The 16,982-nt window shown below is 63.9% G+C and carries 16 protein-coding genes; 9 read left to right on the forward strand and 7 right to left on the reverse strand.

Features of this window, described 5'->3' with window-relative positions; genetic code table 11:
- Positions 1 to 102: 102 nt before the first annotated feature.
- From FOY53_RS15925 to coxB, 5 genes are all read right to left on the reverse strand, one after another.
- Positions 103 to 903, reverse strand: coding sequence for a cytochrome c oxidase subunit 3 (locus FOY53_RS15925; RefSeq protein ID WP_146590644.1), 801 nt, complete (start codon positions 901 to 903; stop codon positions 103 to 105).
- 25 nt (positions 904 to 928) lie between these two features.
- Positions 929 to 1,513, reverse strand: a complete 585-nt coding sequence (locus FOY53_RS15930) for a cytochrome c oxidase assembly protein (protein WP_146590646.1) — start codon at positions 1,511 to 1,513, stop codon at positions 929 to 931.
- Positions 1,513 to 1,686: a cytochrome c oxidase system small membrane protein gene (locus tag FOY53_RS23155; RefSeq protein ID WP_186766629.1), complete on the reverse strand. Its 174-nt coding sequence runs from the start codon at positions 1,684 to 1,686 to the stop codon at positions 1,513 to 1,515. Before FOY53_RS23155 ends, FOY53_RS15930 begins: the two co-directional genes overlap by 1 nt.
- Complete coding sequence (gene cyoE / locus FOY53_RS15935) at positions 1,683 to 2,639, reverse strand: heme o synthase (protein WP_146590648.1); 957 nt, start codon at positions 2,637 to 2,639, stop codon at positions 1,683 to 1,685. The genes FOY53_RS23155 and cyoE overlap by 4 nt, the downstream gene beginning before the upstream one ends.
- A gap of 85 nt (positions 2,640 to 2,724) precedes the next feature.
- Positions 2,725 to 3,615: a cytochrome c oxidase subunit II gene (gene coxB / locus FOY53_RS15940; RefSeq protein WP_146590650.1), complete on the reverse strand. Its 891-nt coding sequence runs from the start codon at positions 3,613 to 3,615 to the stop codon at positions 2,725 to 2,727.
- A gap of 205 nt (positions 3,616 to 3,820) precedes the next feature.
- Here coxB and tldD point away from each other — a divergent pair, with 205 nt between their 5' ends.
- From tldD to FOY53_RS15970, 6 genes are all read left to right on the forward strand, one after another.
- Positions 3,821 to 5,242 carry a metalloprotease TldD gene (tldD, locus tag FOY53_RS15945; protein WP_146590653.1) on the forward strand — a complete coding sequence of 474 codons (1,422 nt, stop codon included), beginning with the start codon at positions 3,821 to 3,823 and terminating at the stop codon, positions 5,240 to 5,242.
- 128 nt (positions 5,243 to 5,370) lie between these two features.
- The gene (gene dprA / locus FOY53_RS15950; RefSeq protein WP_146590655.1) at positions 5,371 to 6,525 is read left to right on the forward strand and encodes a DNA-processing protein DprA; all 1,155 of its coding nucleotides are present in this window, start codon (positions 5,371 to 5,373) and stop codon (positions 6,523 to 6,525) included.
- A 232-nt stretch (positions 6,526 to 6,757) separates the two neighbouring features.
- Entirely contained in the window at positions 6,758 to 9,493 is a 2,736-nt protein-coding gene (gene topA / locus FOY53_RS15955) for a type I DNA topoisomerase (RefSeq protein WP_146590657.1), read from the forward strand.
- Positions 9,494 to 9,608: 115 nt separating this feature from the next.
- Positions 9,609 to 10,157 (forward strand): L,D-transpeptidase, encoded by a 549-nt coding sequence (locus tag FOY53_RS15960; protein ID WP_146590659.1) that lies wholly within the window; start codon positions 9,609 to 9,611, stop codon positions 10,155 to 10,157.
- 145 nt (positions 10,158 to 10,302) lie between these two features.
- On the forward strand, positions 10,303 to 11,007 hold the full coding sequence (locus tag FOY53_RS15965) for a CoA transferase subunit A (RefSeq protein WP_146590661.1): 705 nt from the start codon (positions 10,303 to 10,305) through the stop codon (positions 11,005 to 11,007).
- A complete protein-coding gene (locus FOY53_RS15970) occupies positions 11,007 to 11,636 on the forward strand; it encodes a CoA transferase subunit B (protein WP_146590663.1) in 630 nt (209 codons plus the stop codon). The genes FOY53_RS15965 and FOY53_RS15970 overlap by 1 nt, the downstream gene beginning before the upstream one ends.
- A 403-nt stretch (positions 11,637 to 12,039) precedes the next feature.
- Here the strand turns inward: FOY53_RS15970 and FOY53_RS15975 are convergent, their stop codons facing one another.
- Entirely contained in the window at positions 12,040 to 12,912 is an 873-nt protein-coding gene (locus FOY53_RS15975; RefSeq protein WP_146590665.1) for an S-methyl-5'-thioadenosine phosphorylase, read from the reverse strand.
- A 262-nt stretch (positions 12,913 to 13,174) separates the two neighbouring features.
- Between FOY53_RS15975 and FOY53_RS15980 the strand changes: the two genes are divergently transcribed.
- The gene (locus FOY53_RS15980) at positions 13,175 to 14,761 is read left to right on the forward strand and encodes a SulP family inorganic anion transporter (RefSeq protein WP_372837334.1); all 1,587 of its coding nucleotides are present in this window, start codon (positions 13,175 to 13,177) and stop codon (positions 14,759 to 14,761) included.
- A 62-nt stretch (positions 14,762 to 14,823) separates the two neighbouring features.
- On the opposite strand, the gene FOY53_RS15985 is transcribed toward FOY53_RS15980, so the two are convergent.
- Positions 14,824 to 15,432 (reverse strand): flavin reductase family protein, encoded by a 609-nt coding sequence (locus FOY53_RS15985; RefSeq protein WP_146590669.1) that lies wholly within the window; start codon positions 15,430 to 15,432, stop codon positions 14,824 to 14,826.
- A 76-nt stretch (positions 15,433 to 15,508) separates the two neighbouring features.
- On the opposite strand from FOY53_RS15985, the gene FOY53_RS15990 reads away from it, so the two are divergent.
- Positions 15,509 to 15,991: a GNAT family N-acetyltransferase gene (locus tag FOY53_RS15990; RefSeq protein ID WP_146590671.1), complete on the forward strand. Its 483-nt coding sequence runs from the start codon at positions 15,509 to 15,511 to the stop codon at positions 15,989 to 15,991.
- A 49-nt stretch (positions 15,992 to 16,040) separates the two neighbouring features.
- Positions 16,041 to 16,793 carry an EcsC family protein gene (locus FOY53_RS15995; RefSeq protein ID WP_146590673.1) on the forward strand — a complete coding sequence of 251 codons (753 nt, stop codon included), beginning with the start codon at positions 16,041 to 16,043 and terminating at the stop codon, positions 16,791 to 16,793.
- The last annotated feature ends 189 nt before the right edge of the window (positions 16,794 to 16,982 follow it).

Below are 16,982 nucleotides of genomic sequence, written 5' to 3' on the forward strand. Positions count from 1 at the left end.
CTGCTTCTCCGGGGAACAAGTATCCCGGGGTCCGGGGCAGAGCCCCGAAATGCGAAACGCCCGCAACCAGCGGGCGTTTGCATCTAGAACGCGTCGTCGGCCTCAGCCGCCCCAGACATAGACTGCGGCGAAGAGGAACAGCCAGACCACGTCGACGAAATGCCAGTACCAGGCCGCGGCTTCGAAACCGACATGCTTTTCAGGGGTAAAGTGGCCCTTCATCAGACGCAGCAGGCAGATGAACAGGAAGATCGTCCCGATGATCACATGCGCGCCATGAAAGCCGGTCGCCATGAAGAAGTTGGCGCCGTAGATATTGCCGGAAAAGCCGAAGGCCGCGTGGCTGTATTCATAAGCCTGGAAGACGCTGAACAGCACGCCCAGAAGAATCGCGATGATCAGGCCCCATTTCATGTCCTTGCGGTTGTTTTCGTGCACCAGCGCATGGTGCGCCCAGGTGGCCGCCGCGCCCGAGCACAGCAGGATCAGCGTGTTGATCAGCGGCAGGTGCCAGGCGTCAAAGGTTTCGATCCCCACCGGCGGCCAGACACCGTCGATCGCCGGGCTGTCCGGTCCCATCGGGTACATGGCGTGTTTGAAGAAAGACCAGAACCAGGCGAAAAAGAACATCACCTCGGACATGATGAACAGGATGAAGCCGTACTTCAGGCCGATCCGGACAACCGGTGTATGATCACCCACCTGGCTTTCGGTCACAACTTCGGACCACCATCCGAACATGGTGTAGAGCACCGCGATCAGGCCGATCAGGAACATCCACGGGCCGTGGTCGTGGAACATCAGCACAGCCCCAAAGAGCATGACAAAGCCGCCGGCCGCGCCGATCAGCGGCCAGGCGGACGGGCTCAGAATGTGATAGTCGTGGTTTTTTGCATGCGCCATAAGGGTTCCCTCGTTGTGGAAGGCGTTAGTTTACGCTTGTTGTTTGGGTCTGATCTGCGTCCCAGGACGCCTGGACATCTTCGGGCAGGTCAATCTGGTAAAAGGTATACGACAGGGTGATGTTGTGGACGTACTTCGCATCGCGGTCATTCACAATCTCCGGATCAATGAAGAAGCTGACCGGCATCTGCACCCGCTCTCCCGGCATCAGCACCTGCTCGGTGAAGCAGAAACACTGGACCTTGTTGAAATAGCCGCCTGCTTCGTAGGGGGTGACATTGTAGCTGGCCTGTCCCGCGACCGGACGATCGGTCGGGTTGTAGGCTTCGTAGAACGCCATGCCGTCTTCGCCGATCTTCAGGTCCATCGTGCGGACCACGGGTTTGAATTCCCAGGGCATGCCGCTGTCGACCGTGGCGTCAAAGCGCACCGTCACCCTGCGGTCGAGCACGGTGTCGCTGCCGGAGTCCGCGACCTGGGTGACGCCGCCAAAGCCCGTCACGCTGCAGAACCAGTTGTAGAACGGCACGGACGCCCAGGCGAGCGCGCCCATCGTGACCACAACACCCACAAGCGTGGTGACGGTTCTGGTTTTGGGTTCCATCGCCATCACTGGCTCGCCTCGGTGGCGGTGGGCGCGCGGGTCGGTTCGTAGTCGCCGCGCGATACCTTGACGACGGTCAGGCCGAAGATGATCGCGATGAAGGCGCCCAGCGTCAGGCCCAGCCCAAGATTGCGTCCAAAGCGGCGGTTGTGGATCTCGTGCTGGCGGTTCAGGCTCATGCCCAGCCTCCCAGGCCAAAGCCTGACAGCACCGCTTCGATCAGGATCGCGCCGAAATGCGCGAACAGGTACAGCAGCGACAGCTTGAAGAATTTGCGCTCGGCGCGGAAGTTGTCGACTTCGCAGATCTCTTCGTCACGGCGCCAGATGTCATAGGCCCCTTTGACGAACAACGCGTTCAGCACCAGCGCAACCGACAGGTAAACCGGTCCTCCGGCCGAGGTGAAGGCCATGGCGATGGCCAGCGCCGCCAGCAACAGGGTGTAGACAAGGATATGATTCCGGGTCACGCGACGGCCGTGGGTCACGGTCAGCATCGGGACACCGGCATGATCGTAGTCCTTGCGCATGAACAGCGCCAGCGCCCAGAAATGCGGCGGAGTCCACATGAAGGTCAGGCAGAACATCAGCACCGAGTCGACGCTGATGCCGCCGGTCGCCACCGCCCAGCCGATCATCGGCGGAAAGGCCCCCGCCGCGCCGCCGATCACGATGTTCTGCGGGGTCCAGCGTTTGAGCCACATGGTGTAGATCACGACGTAGAAAAAGATGGTAAAGGCCAGAAGTCCGGCGGCAAACCAGTTCGACGCCAGGCCCAGGAACACGACGGAAAAGCCCGAAAGCGCCAGGCCAAAACCCAGTGCCTCGTCGCGAGTCACCTTGCCCGCAGGGATCGGGCGGCGCTTGGTTCGGGTCATGACCGCGTCGATATCCGCATCCCACCACATGTTCAGCGCTCCCGAGGCGCCGCCGCCGACAGCGATGAACAGAATGGCGCAGAAGGCCACAAACGGATGCACGGCAACCGGAGCCGCCAGCAGACCCACCGCGGCGGTGAACACCACAAGCGTCATGACCCGAGGCTTGAGCAGAGCGAAATAATCGCCGAACTGCGCCTCGTTCTCGTAACCCTTGCCTGCAAACTCCGGGCCGGTGATGCTCGCATCGCTCATGCGGTTGTGTCCTTGCTGGTCGTGTCCGGGGCAGCCCCCGGAGGAGGGGCGGCAGGGCGCCCGCTGGCACCCTGCCGAAGATCGCCTAGTTGGCCAGAGCCACGTCGTAACCGTCCGTGGTCGGGGTGCCGGCATATTCCTCGATCGCGCCTGCCAGCCAGGCATCATAGGCCTCCTGGCTCACCACCTTGACTGTGATCGGCATATAGGCGTGGCTTTGACCGCAGAGCTCCGAGCACTGGCCGAAGTAGACGCCTTCCTTTTCCGGCTTGAACCACAGCTCTGCCAGGCGGCCGGGCACTGCGTCCTGCTTTACCCCGAAGGCCGGGATCGTCCACGAGTGGATGACGTCGCCGCCGGTCAGCTGCACGACGATTGTCTTGCCCACGGGCACGACAACCGCGGTGTCGGTGGCCAGCAGCCATTCATCCTTGGAATAGCCCGCGTCGATCAGCTGCTGCTCGACCTCGGCGTTCAGACGGTTGTCGCCGCCGGTTGCCGGCGCGCCGATCATGTAGCTGTCAAAGGCAAAGTCGCTGTCGACGTATTCGTAACCCCAGTACCACTGGTAGCCGGTCGCCTTGATGGTGATGTCAGCCGTCGGAATTTCCTGCTGTTTGAACAGCACCGGCAGCGAGAAGGCGCCGATGAACACCAGGATCACGATCGGCACGATGGTCCAGGCGATCTCGATCGGCGTGTGGTGCGTGAAGCCTGCGGGCGTCGGGTTCGATTTCCGGTTGTAGCGGATGGTGCAGTAGGCCAGCAGGCCGGTGACAAAGATCACGATGGCGATCATGATGATGTTCACCATGCCGTCCAGCCAGTGAATGTCGCGCGCCAGTTCCGTGACCGCAGGCTGGAACCCCATCAGGCCGTCCTTGGGCTGGCCGACAATCTCAAGCCCGTCCTGAGCCAGTGCCGGTCCGGCGGTGAGGGCAGCGGCAAGTCCCGCCAGCATCGTTTTAAGTCGCATATGTCACCCTGATCGGTTGTGTGTCTTCATCTGTCGCGGGCGGGGCGCGTAGGCCGGTCATACCGAACGGTTCGGCGCACCCCATTGTGTTGTCGATGCTTAAAACCATATTCTGACCTGTAGATAAAGAATGTTGCTTGCGGCAAACGGACGCTTTCCTGGGCGTGACCCGATTGCCCGGGCGCGCCCCAGACAGGATTGCCCGATGACAGACGCCCCATTTCGCCCGTTCGAAACCGCACTTGACCAGCAGAACACGCTGTCTCTGCTGCGCAATGCGCTGTCCGGCGCTGACGACGGAGAGCTGTTTCTCGAGCGCAGCCGCTCGGAAGTGCTGATGTTCGACGATGGTCGCATCAAGACCGCGAGCTACGATGCCTCGGAAGGATTCGGCCTGCGGGCCGTGCGCGGCGAGGTGGCAGGCTACGCCCATTCGACCGATATCAGCGAATCTGCGATTCTGCGTGCCGCTGAAACCGCGCGTCTGGCGGTGGGCGACGGTGGCGGAACACTGGCCGACACTCCGCAGCGGACCAACACCACCCTTTACACGGATGCCGATCCGATCGCCGGCCATGCCTTTCCGGTCAAGGTCGAGACGCTGCGCGCGATCGACGCCTTTGCCCGCGATCTGGACCCGAAAGTGGTCCAGGTGTCCGCCACCATCGCGGCGTCGTTGCAGGAGGTGGCGATTCTGCGCGCCGACGGCTCGCTTGTCACCGACACCCGGCCGATGACGCGCATCAATGTGTCGGTCATTGTCGAGGATCAGGGGCGGCGTGAATCCGGCACTGCCGGCGGTGGCGGACGGGTGTTGCTGGACGGGTTGCTGGACCCGGCGGACTGGCAGGCCAAGGCGCGCGAAGCGTTGCGGATCGCGTTGGTGAACCTGCGTGCCGAATCGGCGCCGGCAGGGGTGATGGACATCGTGCTTGGCCCCGGCTGGCCCGGCATCCTGCTGCACGAGGCGGTGGGCCACGGTCTCGAGGGCGATTTCAACCGCAAGGGCAGTTCGGCCTTTGCCGGCCTGATGGGCCAGCAGGTGGCGTCACGCGGCGTGACCGTGCTGGATGATGGCACGATTCCCGACCGGCGCGGCTCGATCACGGTGGACGACGAGGGCACGCCCTCGGCCAGGAACGTGCTGATCGAGGACGGGATCCTCGTGGGTTACATGCAGGACCGTCAGAACGCGCGGCTGATGGGGGTCGGCCCCACAGGCAACGGAAGACGTCAAAGCTATGCCCATACGCCGATGCCGCGGATGACCAACACCTACATGCTGGGCGGCGAGACAGACCCGCAGGATATCGTCGCTGATCTGAAGGACGGGATCTATGCGGTCGGATTCGGCGGCGGGCAGGTCGACATCACCAACGGCAAGTTCGTATTCTCCTGCACCGAGGCGTACCGGGTAAAGAACGGCAAGGTCGGCGCCCCGGTCAAGGGCGCCACGCTGATCGGCGACGGGGCCACCGCGCTGATGCAGATCCGCGCCCTGGGCAACGACATGGCGTTGGATCCCGGCATGGGCAATTGCGGCAAGCAGGGGCAGTGGGTGCCGGTCGGGGTCGGCCAGCCGACGGTGATGATCGGCGGCCTGACCGTCGGGGGCGCGCAGGGGTGAGCCGCGCGCGGCATCCCGGATTTCCTGCGGGTTCGGCCCGGTGCGGAAATATCCAAAGGGCATCGCCGTCTTTCATCCTGCGTTAACCAATCGCGCGGTATCAAGGCTCAGCAAGCGACGGAGCCAGGATGACCGAGGAAACCTTTCCTTCCACTCACCCCCTACTCCCACCCACCTCGGAAGAAGATCGGCTGTCCTGGCTTCGTCTCTTGCGCTCTCGCCGGGTCGGCATCTCGACCTTCTACCGGCTGATGGCGGATCATGGCTCGGCCCAGGCCGCGCTTGATGCACTGCCCGGGATCGCCGCCGATGCAGGTGTCACCAATTACAGCATTTGCCCGGAGGGCGTGGTGCATGCCGAACTCAAGGCTGCACGCCATGCCCGGGCGCGACTGATCTGCCGCGGAGAGCCGGTGTATCCGGCGGCGCTGTGCGATCTGGACGATGCGCCGCCGATGCTGTGGTCGGTGGGCGATGCGGCTGTTCTGAACAAGCCGGTTGTCGCTCTGGTCGGCGCACGCAATGCCTCGTCGCTCGGCATCCGCATGGCCAAGGCGCTGGCCCAGGGATTGGGTGAAGAAGGCTATGTTGTAGTCTCTGGCCTCGCCCGCGGCATCGACACCGTGGCACACCTCGCCTGTCTTGCAACCGGCACCATTGCGGTCATGGCTGGCGGGGTCGACGTCATCTATCCGTCCGAGAACACCAAACTCGGAGAGGACATCATTGCCACCGGCGGGTTGCGCGTCAGTGAGCAGCCAATCGCCACCCAGCCCCAGGCGCGGCACTTTCCCGCCCGCAACCGCATCATTTCCGGTCTTGCCCGGGCTGTGGTGGTGGTCGAGGCGGCAGGCAAGTCCGGTTCGCTCATCACCGCACGCTGTGCGCTGGATCAGGGTCGCGAGGTGATGGCCGTGCCGGGGCATCCCTTCGACGCCCGGGCGGCCGGATGCAACATGCTGCTGCGTGACGGCGCCACTCTGGTGCGCAGCGCGGCGGACGTGATCGAGGCGCTGCCGACGCTGAGCCGGCAAGAGTCTAAGCCGCTCCCTGATCTGCCATTGCCGCCGGAAGTGCCGCCCGTCGACCGGCGCAGCCTGCGCGACACCGCCATGCTGCACAGTCAGATCCTTGCCCGCCTCGGCCCGTCGCCGCTGGCCGAAGATCAGTTGATCCGCGATGTCGGCGCGTCCAGCAAGGATGTGTCGCCGGCCCTGACCGAGCTTGAACTGGACGGTCGGATACGTCGCCAGCCCGGCGGGCTGCTGTCGCGCGTTCCCTAGCCACGCGTCCTCGCCGGAGCATGACCCGTCGGGCCGAACGGTCCCGAAGCGCTTCGGCTCGATCACGGTGTCGTGCGATGCCGCAAACGCGGGGCAGGGCGCCCCGGGCGGAAACGTCACCGCATGTGACTGCCCCGGCGGCAAGCTGCCTCACATTGACAATTCCCGCTTGCACCCCACATGCTGCCCGGCCATACGAACCGCAGACTTATTCCCGAAAGGTGCGCATTTCATGCCCGTTGTCGTTGTCGAATCCCCGGCCAAAGCCAAGACAATCAACAAGTATCTGGGCTCTGATTACACCGTTCTAGCCTCGTACGGCCATGTGCGCGACCTGCCGGCCAAGGACGGTTCGGTCGACACCGACAACGGATTCGAGATGATCTGGGAGGTCGGAAACGACTCCAAGAAGCACATGAAGGCAATCGCCGACGCCCTCGCCAAGGACAATTCGCTGATACTGGCCACCGACCCGGATCGCGAAGGCGAGGCGATCAGCTGGCACCTCCAGGAGGCGCTGACCAAGCGCCGTTCGATCAAGAAGGATACCGCAGTCAGCAGGGTGACCTTCAACGCCATCACCAAGGCGGCCGTGACCGAAGCGATGAAGAATCCGCGCGAGATCGACGCGCCGCTGGTCGAGGCCTATCTCGCCCGCCGCGCGCTGGACTATCTTGTGGGGTTCAACCTCTCTCCGGTGCTCTGGCGCAAGCTGCCGGGCGCGCGCTCTGCCGGCCGGGTGCAGTCGGTCTGCCTGCGGCTGATCGTCGAGCGCGAGATGGAGATCGAGGCGTTCCGCAACCGTGAATACTGGTCGGTGAAGGCCCTGTTTGCCACGCCGCGCGGACAGGAATACGAGGCGCGTCTGACCGTTCTGGCGGGAAAGAAACTGGATCGCTACGATATCGAGAACCGCACTCAGGCCGAACTGGCGGTACAGGCCGTCACCTCGCGGGAGCTGACGGTCAGGTCGGTCGAGGCAAAGCCCGCCAGCCGCAACCCTTCGGCACCGTTCATGACCTCGACCCTGCAGCAGGAGGCGTCGCGCAAGTTCGGCATGGGGGCCAAGGTGTGCATGTCTGCCGCGCAGCGCCTGTATGAAGCCGGGCACATCACCTACATGCGGACCGACGGCATCGACATGGCCCCCGAAGCCGTGCAGGAGGCGCGCGCTGCGATCAAGGACCGCTACGGCGACAAATACGTCCCCTCCAGCCCGCGGATCTACAAGAACAAGGCCAAGAACGCGCAGGAAGCGCACGAATGTATCCGCCCCACCGACATGGCCAAGGACGCCGCCGCGCTAAAGCTGACGGACGCGGACCAGCGCAAGCTCTACGATCTGATCTGGAAGCGGACCCTGGCCTGCCAGATGGAGGGCGCGCGGCTTGAGCGCACCACCGTCGATATCGCCAGCCGCGATGGCCAGGTCGAGCTGCGCGCGACCGGTCAGGTGGTGCTGTTTGACGGTTTCCTCAAAGTCTATGAAGAAGGCCGCGACGATGTGGGCGACGAGGATGAAAACCGCCTGCCGCAGATCAGCCAGGGCGAGCCTGCCGCCTTTGCCAAGACCGGCCTGAAGGAACAGTACGCCAAGGCAACGACCAAGGACGACGACGTGGTCGAGGCCGACAAAAGCCCCTCGGCGGTGCTTTCGGACAATGCTGCGGTACTTGGGCTGCAAAGCTTTACCCAGCCGCCGCCGCGCTACACCGAAGCGACGCTGGTCAAGAAGATGGAAGAGCTGGGCATCGGGCGTCCGTCGACATACGCCTCTGTCATCAGCACGATTCAGGATCGCGAATACGTCCGCAAGGACAAGAACCGCCTGTTCCCCGAGGACAAGGGCCGTATCGTCACGATTTTTCTGCTGAACTTCTTCAAGCGCTATATCGAATACGACTTCACCGCCGCGCTGGAAAACGATCTCGACAATGTCAGCGCCGGCGAGGCCGATTACAAGGATGTGCTGGCGCGCTTCTGGAAGGATTTTTCGGTCGCGATCGCGGAGACGTCGGAACTGCGCATCACCGAGGTTCTGGACGTGCTCGACGACGCGCTGGCGCCGCAGCTTTATCCGGCGCGTGACGATGGGTCTGATCCGCGCAGCTGTCCGCTGTGCGGCGAGGGGCAGTTGCACCTCAAGACCTCGCGCTCGGGTGGCTTTGTCGGCTGTGGCCGCTATCCCGAATGCCGCTATACCCGGCCCATCGGCGGTGATGCGGCCGAAGCCAACGACAGGATTCTGGGCGAGGACGACGGGGATGAAATCTCGCTGCGCTCGGGTCGCTTTGGCCCCTATGTCCAGCGCGGCGAGGCGACCGAGGAAAACAAGAAGCCCAAGCGCGCCAGCCTGCCCAAGGGCTGGCAGGCCGATGAGATGACGCTGGAAAAGGCTCTGACCCTGCTGAGCCTGCCGCGTGCCATTGGCGAACACCCCGAAGGCGGCGGCATCAGTGCAAATTTCGGCCGCTTCGGCCCGTACCTCATGCACAAGGGCCCCGAAGACGCCAAACCTGTCTATGCCAATCTCAAGGATCCGGCGGATGTGTTCGAGATCGGCATGAACCGCGCGGTCGAACTGCTGGCGGAAAAACGCGCCAATCCCGGCGGTCGGGGCAGGGCGGCTGCCAAGGCGCTGAAGGAGTTGGGCGAACACCCCGAAGGCGGCGGCGCGGTCAACGTGATGGAAGGGCGCTATGGTCCCTATATCAAGTGGGAAAAGATCAACGCCACCCTGCCGAAAGAGACGGAACCGGCGGATGTGACGATGGAACAGGCGGTGGCGCTGATCGCCGAGCGCGCCGCCAAGTCGGGCAAGAAGGCACCGGGCAAGAAGGCTCCGGCCAAAAAGGCGGCGGCAAAGAAGCCCGCCGCCAAGAAAGCTGCGGCCAAAAGCACCACGACCAAGACCACGGCGGCCAAGAAGCCCGCAGCGAGGAAAGCGCCCGCGCAAAAGTCCGAGTGATGTCGGCCATGTGACCTTTGTGCCGATCACATCTAGATACAAGAATATGTGATTGGCAACTGCCCGGATATCGCCCCAGGTTCCGGCTCAGAAGAATTTCGCAGAAAGGCACTCCATGGCACATAAGTTCACCCGGCGAACCCTGATCGCGGGCGCTGCGGCTTCGTTGCTGCCGCTTCCGGCGCTGGCCACCGGCGTTGCGCGCAACAACATCTCAAGCTTTGCGCGCCAACACTGGCGCGACCATTTCGAAACGCTTGGGAAGGGCGCAATCGTTTGCGACACCACCAGCCGGGCGCTGCACTACTGGAATGCCGACGGCACGGATTACCGGATCTATCCGACCTCGGTGCCGAAGACAGAGGAGCTGACCAAGCGCGGGTACACCGAGATCGTGCGCAAAAAGGTCGGCCCGAGCTGGACGCCGACCGCCAGCCAGATGGAGCGCTTTCCCGACTGGAAACCGGTCGCCGGCGGCGCAGACGACAATCCCCTGGGAAGCCATGCGATGTATCTCGACTGGCCGGCATATCTCATTCACGGCACCCATGACACCCGCAAGATCGGGCGCCCTTCGTCGGACGGCTGCATCGGGCTCTACAACGAAAAGATCGCCGAGCTGTTCGCGATCACCGAAATCGGCACGCAGGTCCGGCTGATCTGACCCTGCGGGTCAGATGAACACAGACTGCGCGACGCTGCACGGCGCAATGCTGCCGTGCAGAAAAACCTTTCCGCCAAATGTGACGCTACGTTGACTTCTCTGGCCCTGCGCGCCACAAAACGCGCAATCAGTTGAGGAGTGTCCCATGAAGAAAGTCTACGGATCGGCGGCGGAGGCCCTGGACGGCCTGCTGTTCGACGGCATGTTCATCGCATCCGGGGGCTTTGGCCTTTGCGGTATCCCGGAATTGCTGCTGCAGGCCATCAAGGACGCGGGCACCAAGGATCTGACCTTTGCGTCGAACAATGCCGGCGTGGACGACTTCGGTATCGGCATCCTGCTGCAAACCCGGCAGGTCAAGAAGATGATCAGCTCCTACGTCGGTGAAAACGCCGAGTTCATGCGCCAGTATCTTTCCGGCGAGCTTGAGCTTGAATTCAATCCGCAGGGCACCCTGGCCGAGCGGATGCGGGCCGGCGGCTGCGGCATCCCGGGGTTCTACACCAAGACCGGCGTTGGCACCCAGATCGCCGAGGGCAAGGAACACAAGGATTTCAACGGCGAGACCTTCATCATGGAGACCGGTCTGTTTGCCGACCTCTCGATCGTCAAGGCGTGGAAGGCCGACACCACCGGCAACCTGATCTTCAACAAGACGGCGCGCAACTTCAACCCGCCCGCCGCCATGTGCGGCAAGGTTTGCGTGGTCGAGGTCGAGGAGATCGTGCAGCCCGGTGAACTCGACCCGGACAAGATCCACCTGCCCGGCGTCTATGTGCACCGCATCATTCAGGGCGATCACGAGAAGCGTATCGAGAAAGTCACAACACGTCAGAAGGAGCAGGCCTGATGCCCTGGGACCGCAACCAGATGGCCGCCCGCGCGGCACAGGAACTAGAAGACGGCACCTATGTGAACCTCGGCATCGGCATTCCGACGCTGGTCAGCAACTATATCCCCGACGGGGTAGAGGTGACGCTGCAGTCGGAAAACGGCATGCTGGGCATGGGGCCTTTCCCCTATGAGGGCGAAGAGGATCCGGACCTGATCAATGCCGGCAAGCAGACGATCACCGAACTGCCGCACACCGCCTATTTCGACAGCGCGACCTCGTTCGGCATGATTCGCGGCGGCAAGATCGCCATGGCGATCCTCGGCGCGATGGAAGTGGCGGAAAACGGTGATCTGGCCAACTGGATGATCCCCAAGAAACTGGTCAAGGGCATGGGCGGCGCGATGGATCTTGTCGCCGGTGTCCGCCGGGTCGTGGTGGTGATGGATCACACCAACAAGGCCGGGGAATCCAAACTGCTCAAGTCCTGCACCCTGCCGCTGACCGGAACCGGGGTGGTTGACCGGATCATCACCAATCTCGGGGTTCTGGATGTGGTCGAAGGCGGTCTGAAAATCGTCGAATGCGCTGACGGCGTGACCGAGGACGAGCTGCGCGCTGCCACCGAAGGCACCATCGTCAGCTGATTTCGCGATCGCGCGCGCAGCTGGCGGCGCCCGGGGCGTTCTGCCATGCAGCCGGACGGCGAGACGGCGGAACCGGTCTGTTCCATCGCCTCGCCGACGCCGTTTGTCGGGTATCGCACCGGTGCGCCAGGTGCGCGGGGCGAGGGGGGCAGGAGTTCGGACACCGATCGGGCGTGAGCCTGCGGCGGCGGCCAGGCGGTCAGGGGGCGCTGCCCCCGTCGCGGCGCGGCCGCGACTCCCCCGGAGTATTTTGAAAGAGAAGAAACCGGAGAAGTAACCGGGACGGGGGCGCCGGTCCGGACGCTGATGGGCACTGCTTTGTCAGGAGCAGGCAGCCTGTGGCGGCCTGGAGGCGTGGCCGCCACGGTGTGCAGCCTCCGGGCCTGACTGAGGGGCGGGTTTCTCAGAGCACGCGGCCTGCCACAGCGTCCAGCCGTGCCACAAGACGGGGATCGCGTTTGTCCGGCGCTGTCAGGATGGCGCCGTCAAGCGCATGATCGCAGCCCTCGGGGCAGGGCCGCCGGTTCGCGCCCAGACGTGCCGGAAGCCCGGCGACCAGCGACTGCGCCTTTAGCGCGTTGCCGGTCAGGATGCGGATGATCTCGGACAGGTCGACATTGCCGTGCTCGGGGTGCCAGCTGTCAAAGTCGGTCACCATCGCAATGCTGGCATAACACAATTCGGCTTCGCGGGCGAGTTTGGCCTCGGGCATGTTGGTCATGCCAATGACATCGGCTTGCCAGACATCCCGGTACATCCGCGATTCCGCGCGGGTGGAGAACTGCGGCCCTTCCATCGCCAGATAGGTGCCGCCGCTGTGCACGGTGATTCCCGCGTCCCGCGCCGCCGCGAGGCATGCGGTGCCGAGACGCGCGCAGACGGGATGGGCTACGGAGACATGCGCAACACAGCCGGTGCCGAAGAAGGATTTGTCCCGCGCGAAGGTTCGGTCGATGAATTGGTCGACAATGACAAAATCCCCCGGAGCCATGCCCTCGCGGAACGAGCCGCAGGCGGAGACCGCGATCACATCCGTTACCCCCAGTCGCTTGAGCGCATCGATGTTGGCGCGGTAGGGCACGGTCGAGGGGGCATGCACGTGGCCCCGGCCATGGCGGGGCAGGAACACCATCGGCACATCGTCCAGCATACCGGTCAGCAGCTGATCCGACGTCGGCCCCCAGGGGGTGTCCTGGGTGATCCACTCTGCGGCCTCCAGCCCGGGCATGGCATAAAGGCCCGAGCCGCCGATCACGCCGATCCTGGTCTGTGTCATCTCCGAGCTCCCGATGAATGGTGAGACCTGTGTGGCCTGCGGCGCGACCGGGTGCAACTCTGGCCTGTGGCGGCCTTTGCCATGGGGCGAGATTTTCCGTGTTTCTGCGCCGGATTGCGGTATGAGCAAGGCAGACGCCCGTGATGCGCCGCCTTCGGGTGGTCTTTCGCGCCGCAGTGCAGTATGTGCGCTGCCGAACCGACATCGAGGATCGCCGACCGTGCCCAGAACCATTCTGGCGAATTTCGCCAATCGCATCTCACTGCCCGAGCTCAACCTGCTACCCCCCGAGCGCCTGACGCCGGCGCGGCTGCGGATCGAGATCCTGTCGGGTCTGACCGTCGCTCTGGCCCTGGTGCCCGAAGCGGTGGCCTTTGCCTTTGTCGCCGGGGTGCATCCGCTGGTCGGGCTCTACGCGGCCTTTCTGGTCGGACTGATCACTGCGGTCATCGGCGGTCGGCCGGGGATGATCTCGGGGGCGACCGGGGCGCTGGCGGTGGTCATGGTGGCGCTGGTGGCACAGCACGGGGTGGAATACCTGTTCGCGACCGTGGTGCTGATGGGAATGTTGCAGATCTTTGCCGGCGTCATGCGCTGGGGCAAGTTCATCCGGCTGGTGCCACATCCGGTGATGCTGGGCTTTGTCAACGGGTTGGCGATCGTGATTTTCCTGGCGCAGATGTCGCAGTTCAAGGTGCCGGGGTCGATGGAGGCCTCCGGCCAGGGCGTCGCGGGCGGGGCATGGTTGTCGGGCCTGCCGCTGTACACGATGCTGGCGCTGGTGGCACTGACCATGGGCATCATCTGGGTGATGCCGAAGATCACACGGGTTGTGCCGGCGCCGCTGGCCGGGATCGGCATTGTCGCCGCACTGGTCATCGGGTTTGGCATTGACGTGCCGCGTGTGGGCGATCTGGCGTCGATCCAGGGCGGGCTACCATCGCTGCACATTCCGATGGTGCCGCTGACCTACGAGACGCTGCAAATCATCCTGCCGTATGCTGTCATTCTGGCGGCCATCGGCCTGATTGAATCGCTGCTGACACTGAACCTTGTGGGCGAGATGACCGGCACCCGGGGCGGGGCCAGCCAGGAGTGCATCGCACAGGGCATCGCCAACACCGTGACCGGGTTCTTCGGTGGCATGGGGGGCTGCGCGATGATTGGTCAGTCGATGATCAACGTGAAATCCGGGGGACGGACACGGGTCGCGGGCATCGCCGCCGCGCTGTTCCTGCTGAGCTTCATCCTGTTCGCATCGCCGATGATCGAGCTGATTCCGCTGGCGGCACTGGTCGGGGTGATGTTCATGGTGGTGATCGGCACCTTCGCCTGGAACTCGCTGACGATCCTGGCGCGGGTGCCAAAGACGGATGCCTTTGTGATCATCCTCGTGACCATCGTGACAGTCTACGAGGATCTGGCCGTCGCGGTGGTGGTCGGTGTCATTGTCTCGGCGCTGGCCTATGCCTGGAACAACGCGCGGCGCATCCACTCCAAGTCCTATCTGACACCCGAAGGTGCGCGGGTCTACCAGGTGCAGGGGCCGTTGTTCTTTGGGTCGGCCGAGGGCTTTGGCGAAATGTTCGATATCGAGAACGACCCCCAGACGGTGATCGTGGATTTTGCCGACAGCCGCGTGGTGGATCAGTCGGCGCTGCAGGCGATCGAAGCTCTGGCTGGCAAGTACGAGGCGCTGGGCAAGCGCATTCAGCTGCGCCATCTGAGCCGCGACTGTCACCGGCTGCTGAAGAAAGCCGGGCATCTGATGGTCGACAGCGATGATGACCCCGACTACGCACTGGCGGTCAACTACGGTGTGCGCACCGGCATTCTCGGCGGCCACTGACACAGCGATCCCCGCAGGGAAGCATGAGTTCTCCTGTTTCCCTGCGGCGGCTGTCGCCTGGATCAGCTCTGACCGGGCCGGTTGAGGGTGAAGGTGTCGCGGATCACCGCGTAATCCCGGTATCCGAGACGGCTGAGCGGGTTGAACTTGAGAATGTCGAACTGGCCGTCGACAAGGCAGTCGTCGCGCATGTGAACGCCGACGACCTCTCCGAACACCGCGAAATTCGCCTCGCCGGGCAGCTGCACGATCTGTGTCAGCTTGCACTCGAGATTGGCGGGTGCCTGCGAGACCCGGCTGCAGGCTATGGTGGTGCACTCGGCGCGGGCGATTCCGGCAAGTTCGAATTCGTCGGTCCCCTTGTCCCAGGCTCCCGAGCTTTGGTTCATCGCGTCGCGCATCGCATATTCCACGATGTTCACGCAGAACACGCCGGTTTCGCGGATGTTGGCGACACTGTCCTTGGTGTCACCCCGGTCCGGCTTGATCGAGGTTGACGAAAACATCACCTGCGGCGGCTCATAGGCGACGGCATTGAAAAACGAATACGGCGCCAGGTTTTCCGCCCCGTCCGATCCCCGGGTCGAGATCCAGCCGATGGGGCGTGGCGTGACGATGGCATTGAACGGATTGTGTGGCAGGCCGTGGCCGTCCGAGGGGCGATAGAACATGAATGGTTTTCTCCCGTTTGCCCAAGGCTTTGCCTCGTGATAGGCGGGTTCTGCGCTGAATGCACGAGGTCCGCCCCTGTTCGTCCTGAAAAAAGAAACACCTGAAGATTGGTGGGAGGTCGAAGCACTCTTCGATCTCTGTTTTGCACCGGGGCGCACGGCGCTGTCGTCCTATCGTCTGCGCGACGACATTCCGCCGGTGGCGGGGCTGGGGCGGATTGCGCGGGACGAAACCGGTATTCTCGGCGGGGCGATCCGGTACTGGCCGGTGCGGGTCGGCGCTGCCCCGGTGTTGCTGCTGGGTCCGGTTGCGGTGCACCCGACCGCCCAGGGCGAAGGTCTGGCCGCTGCAATGATCCGTGACAGCCTCGCGCAGGCGGCCGAGCACTGGGAACGGGTTCTGCTGGTGGGGGACCTGCCGTATTACGCACGGTTCGGGTTCTACCGACTTGTCGGCGTCGACATGCCACCGCCCACCAATCCGGACCGCATTCTTGGGTGTGACCTCGTCCCCGGGGCATGGGCGGGTGTTCGCGGGCCGGTGATGCGGGCTGCTTGAAACCTCTGCCGTCTGCCCCAATGTTAATCGGGGTAACAGGAGGCAGAAGATGACCGGCACGGATCTTGTCGCGCAACTGGACGTTGATCAGGAACTGGGCGCACTGGCGCGGCGGCACAAACGTGCCGGTGGCGTCGGCCTGCAGGTGCTGAACTTTGTCGGCGGGCAGGCCGAGAATCTGCTGGAACGGCTGCCCGACAAGGTGAAAGAGCGGCTCGAGGATGCCACAGCCCGGGCTCTGGCCATCGCAATGCGGGCAGCAAGCCAGTCGCGTGGCATGGTGCCGGACCAGAAGGGCTGGCTGAACACCGCGCTGACCACCGGCATGGGTGCAATGGGCGGTGCCGGAGGCCTGCCCACGGCGCTGGCCGAACTGCCGGTGACGACAACGGTGTTGCTGCGGGCGATTCAGGGCATCTCGGCGGAATACGGCTTTGACCCCGACGATCCCGAGATTCAGAAGGAATGCCTGCTGGTGTTCGGCTCGTCCGGGCCTCTGGCCGGAGACGATGGCGCGGACATGGCGTTCCTGTCGGCGCGGGTCAGTCTGACCGGGGCCACGGTGCACGGCCTGATTGCCCGTGTTGCGCCTCGGCTTGCCACGGTTATGGGGCAAAAGCTGGCCACCCAGACCGTGCCCGTCATCGGAGCCGTGGCCGGGGCGGCGACCAATTACGCCTACACCAGTTATTATCAGGAAATGGCGCATGTGCACTTTGGCTTGCGGCGCCTGTCCGAATCTTCTGGAAAATCGCGCGAGGCTCTGGTCGAGGGCCTTCGAGGCGCCGTGCAGGCCCTTTAGGCGCCCCGGACCGGTGGTGCGCGCCGTCAACAAGCGCCGGTAACCCGGAGTTAAGGTTAATCTGCTCAACTGCCGGAACCGGCGGGGCCAGCGAAGCAAGCCCCGTCCGGTGCCGTACCGCCTGAAACGTTGCCTGTGCGGATCCGTGGCAGACAACAGCACAAGGGTGGGGGGCGACGACGCCTGTGG

Origin of the sequence: Puniceibacterium confluentis (genome assembly GCF_007923445.1) — a bacterium.
GTDB lineage: Bacteria > Pseudomonadota > Alphaproteobacteria > Rhodobacterales > Rhodobacteraceae > Puniceibacterium > Puniceibacterium confluentis.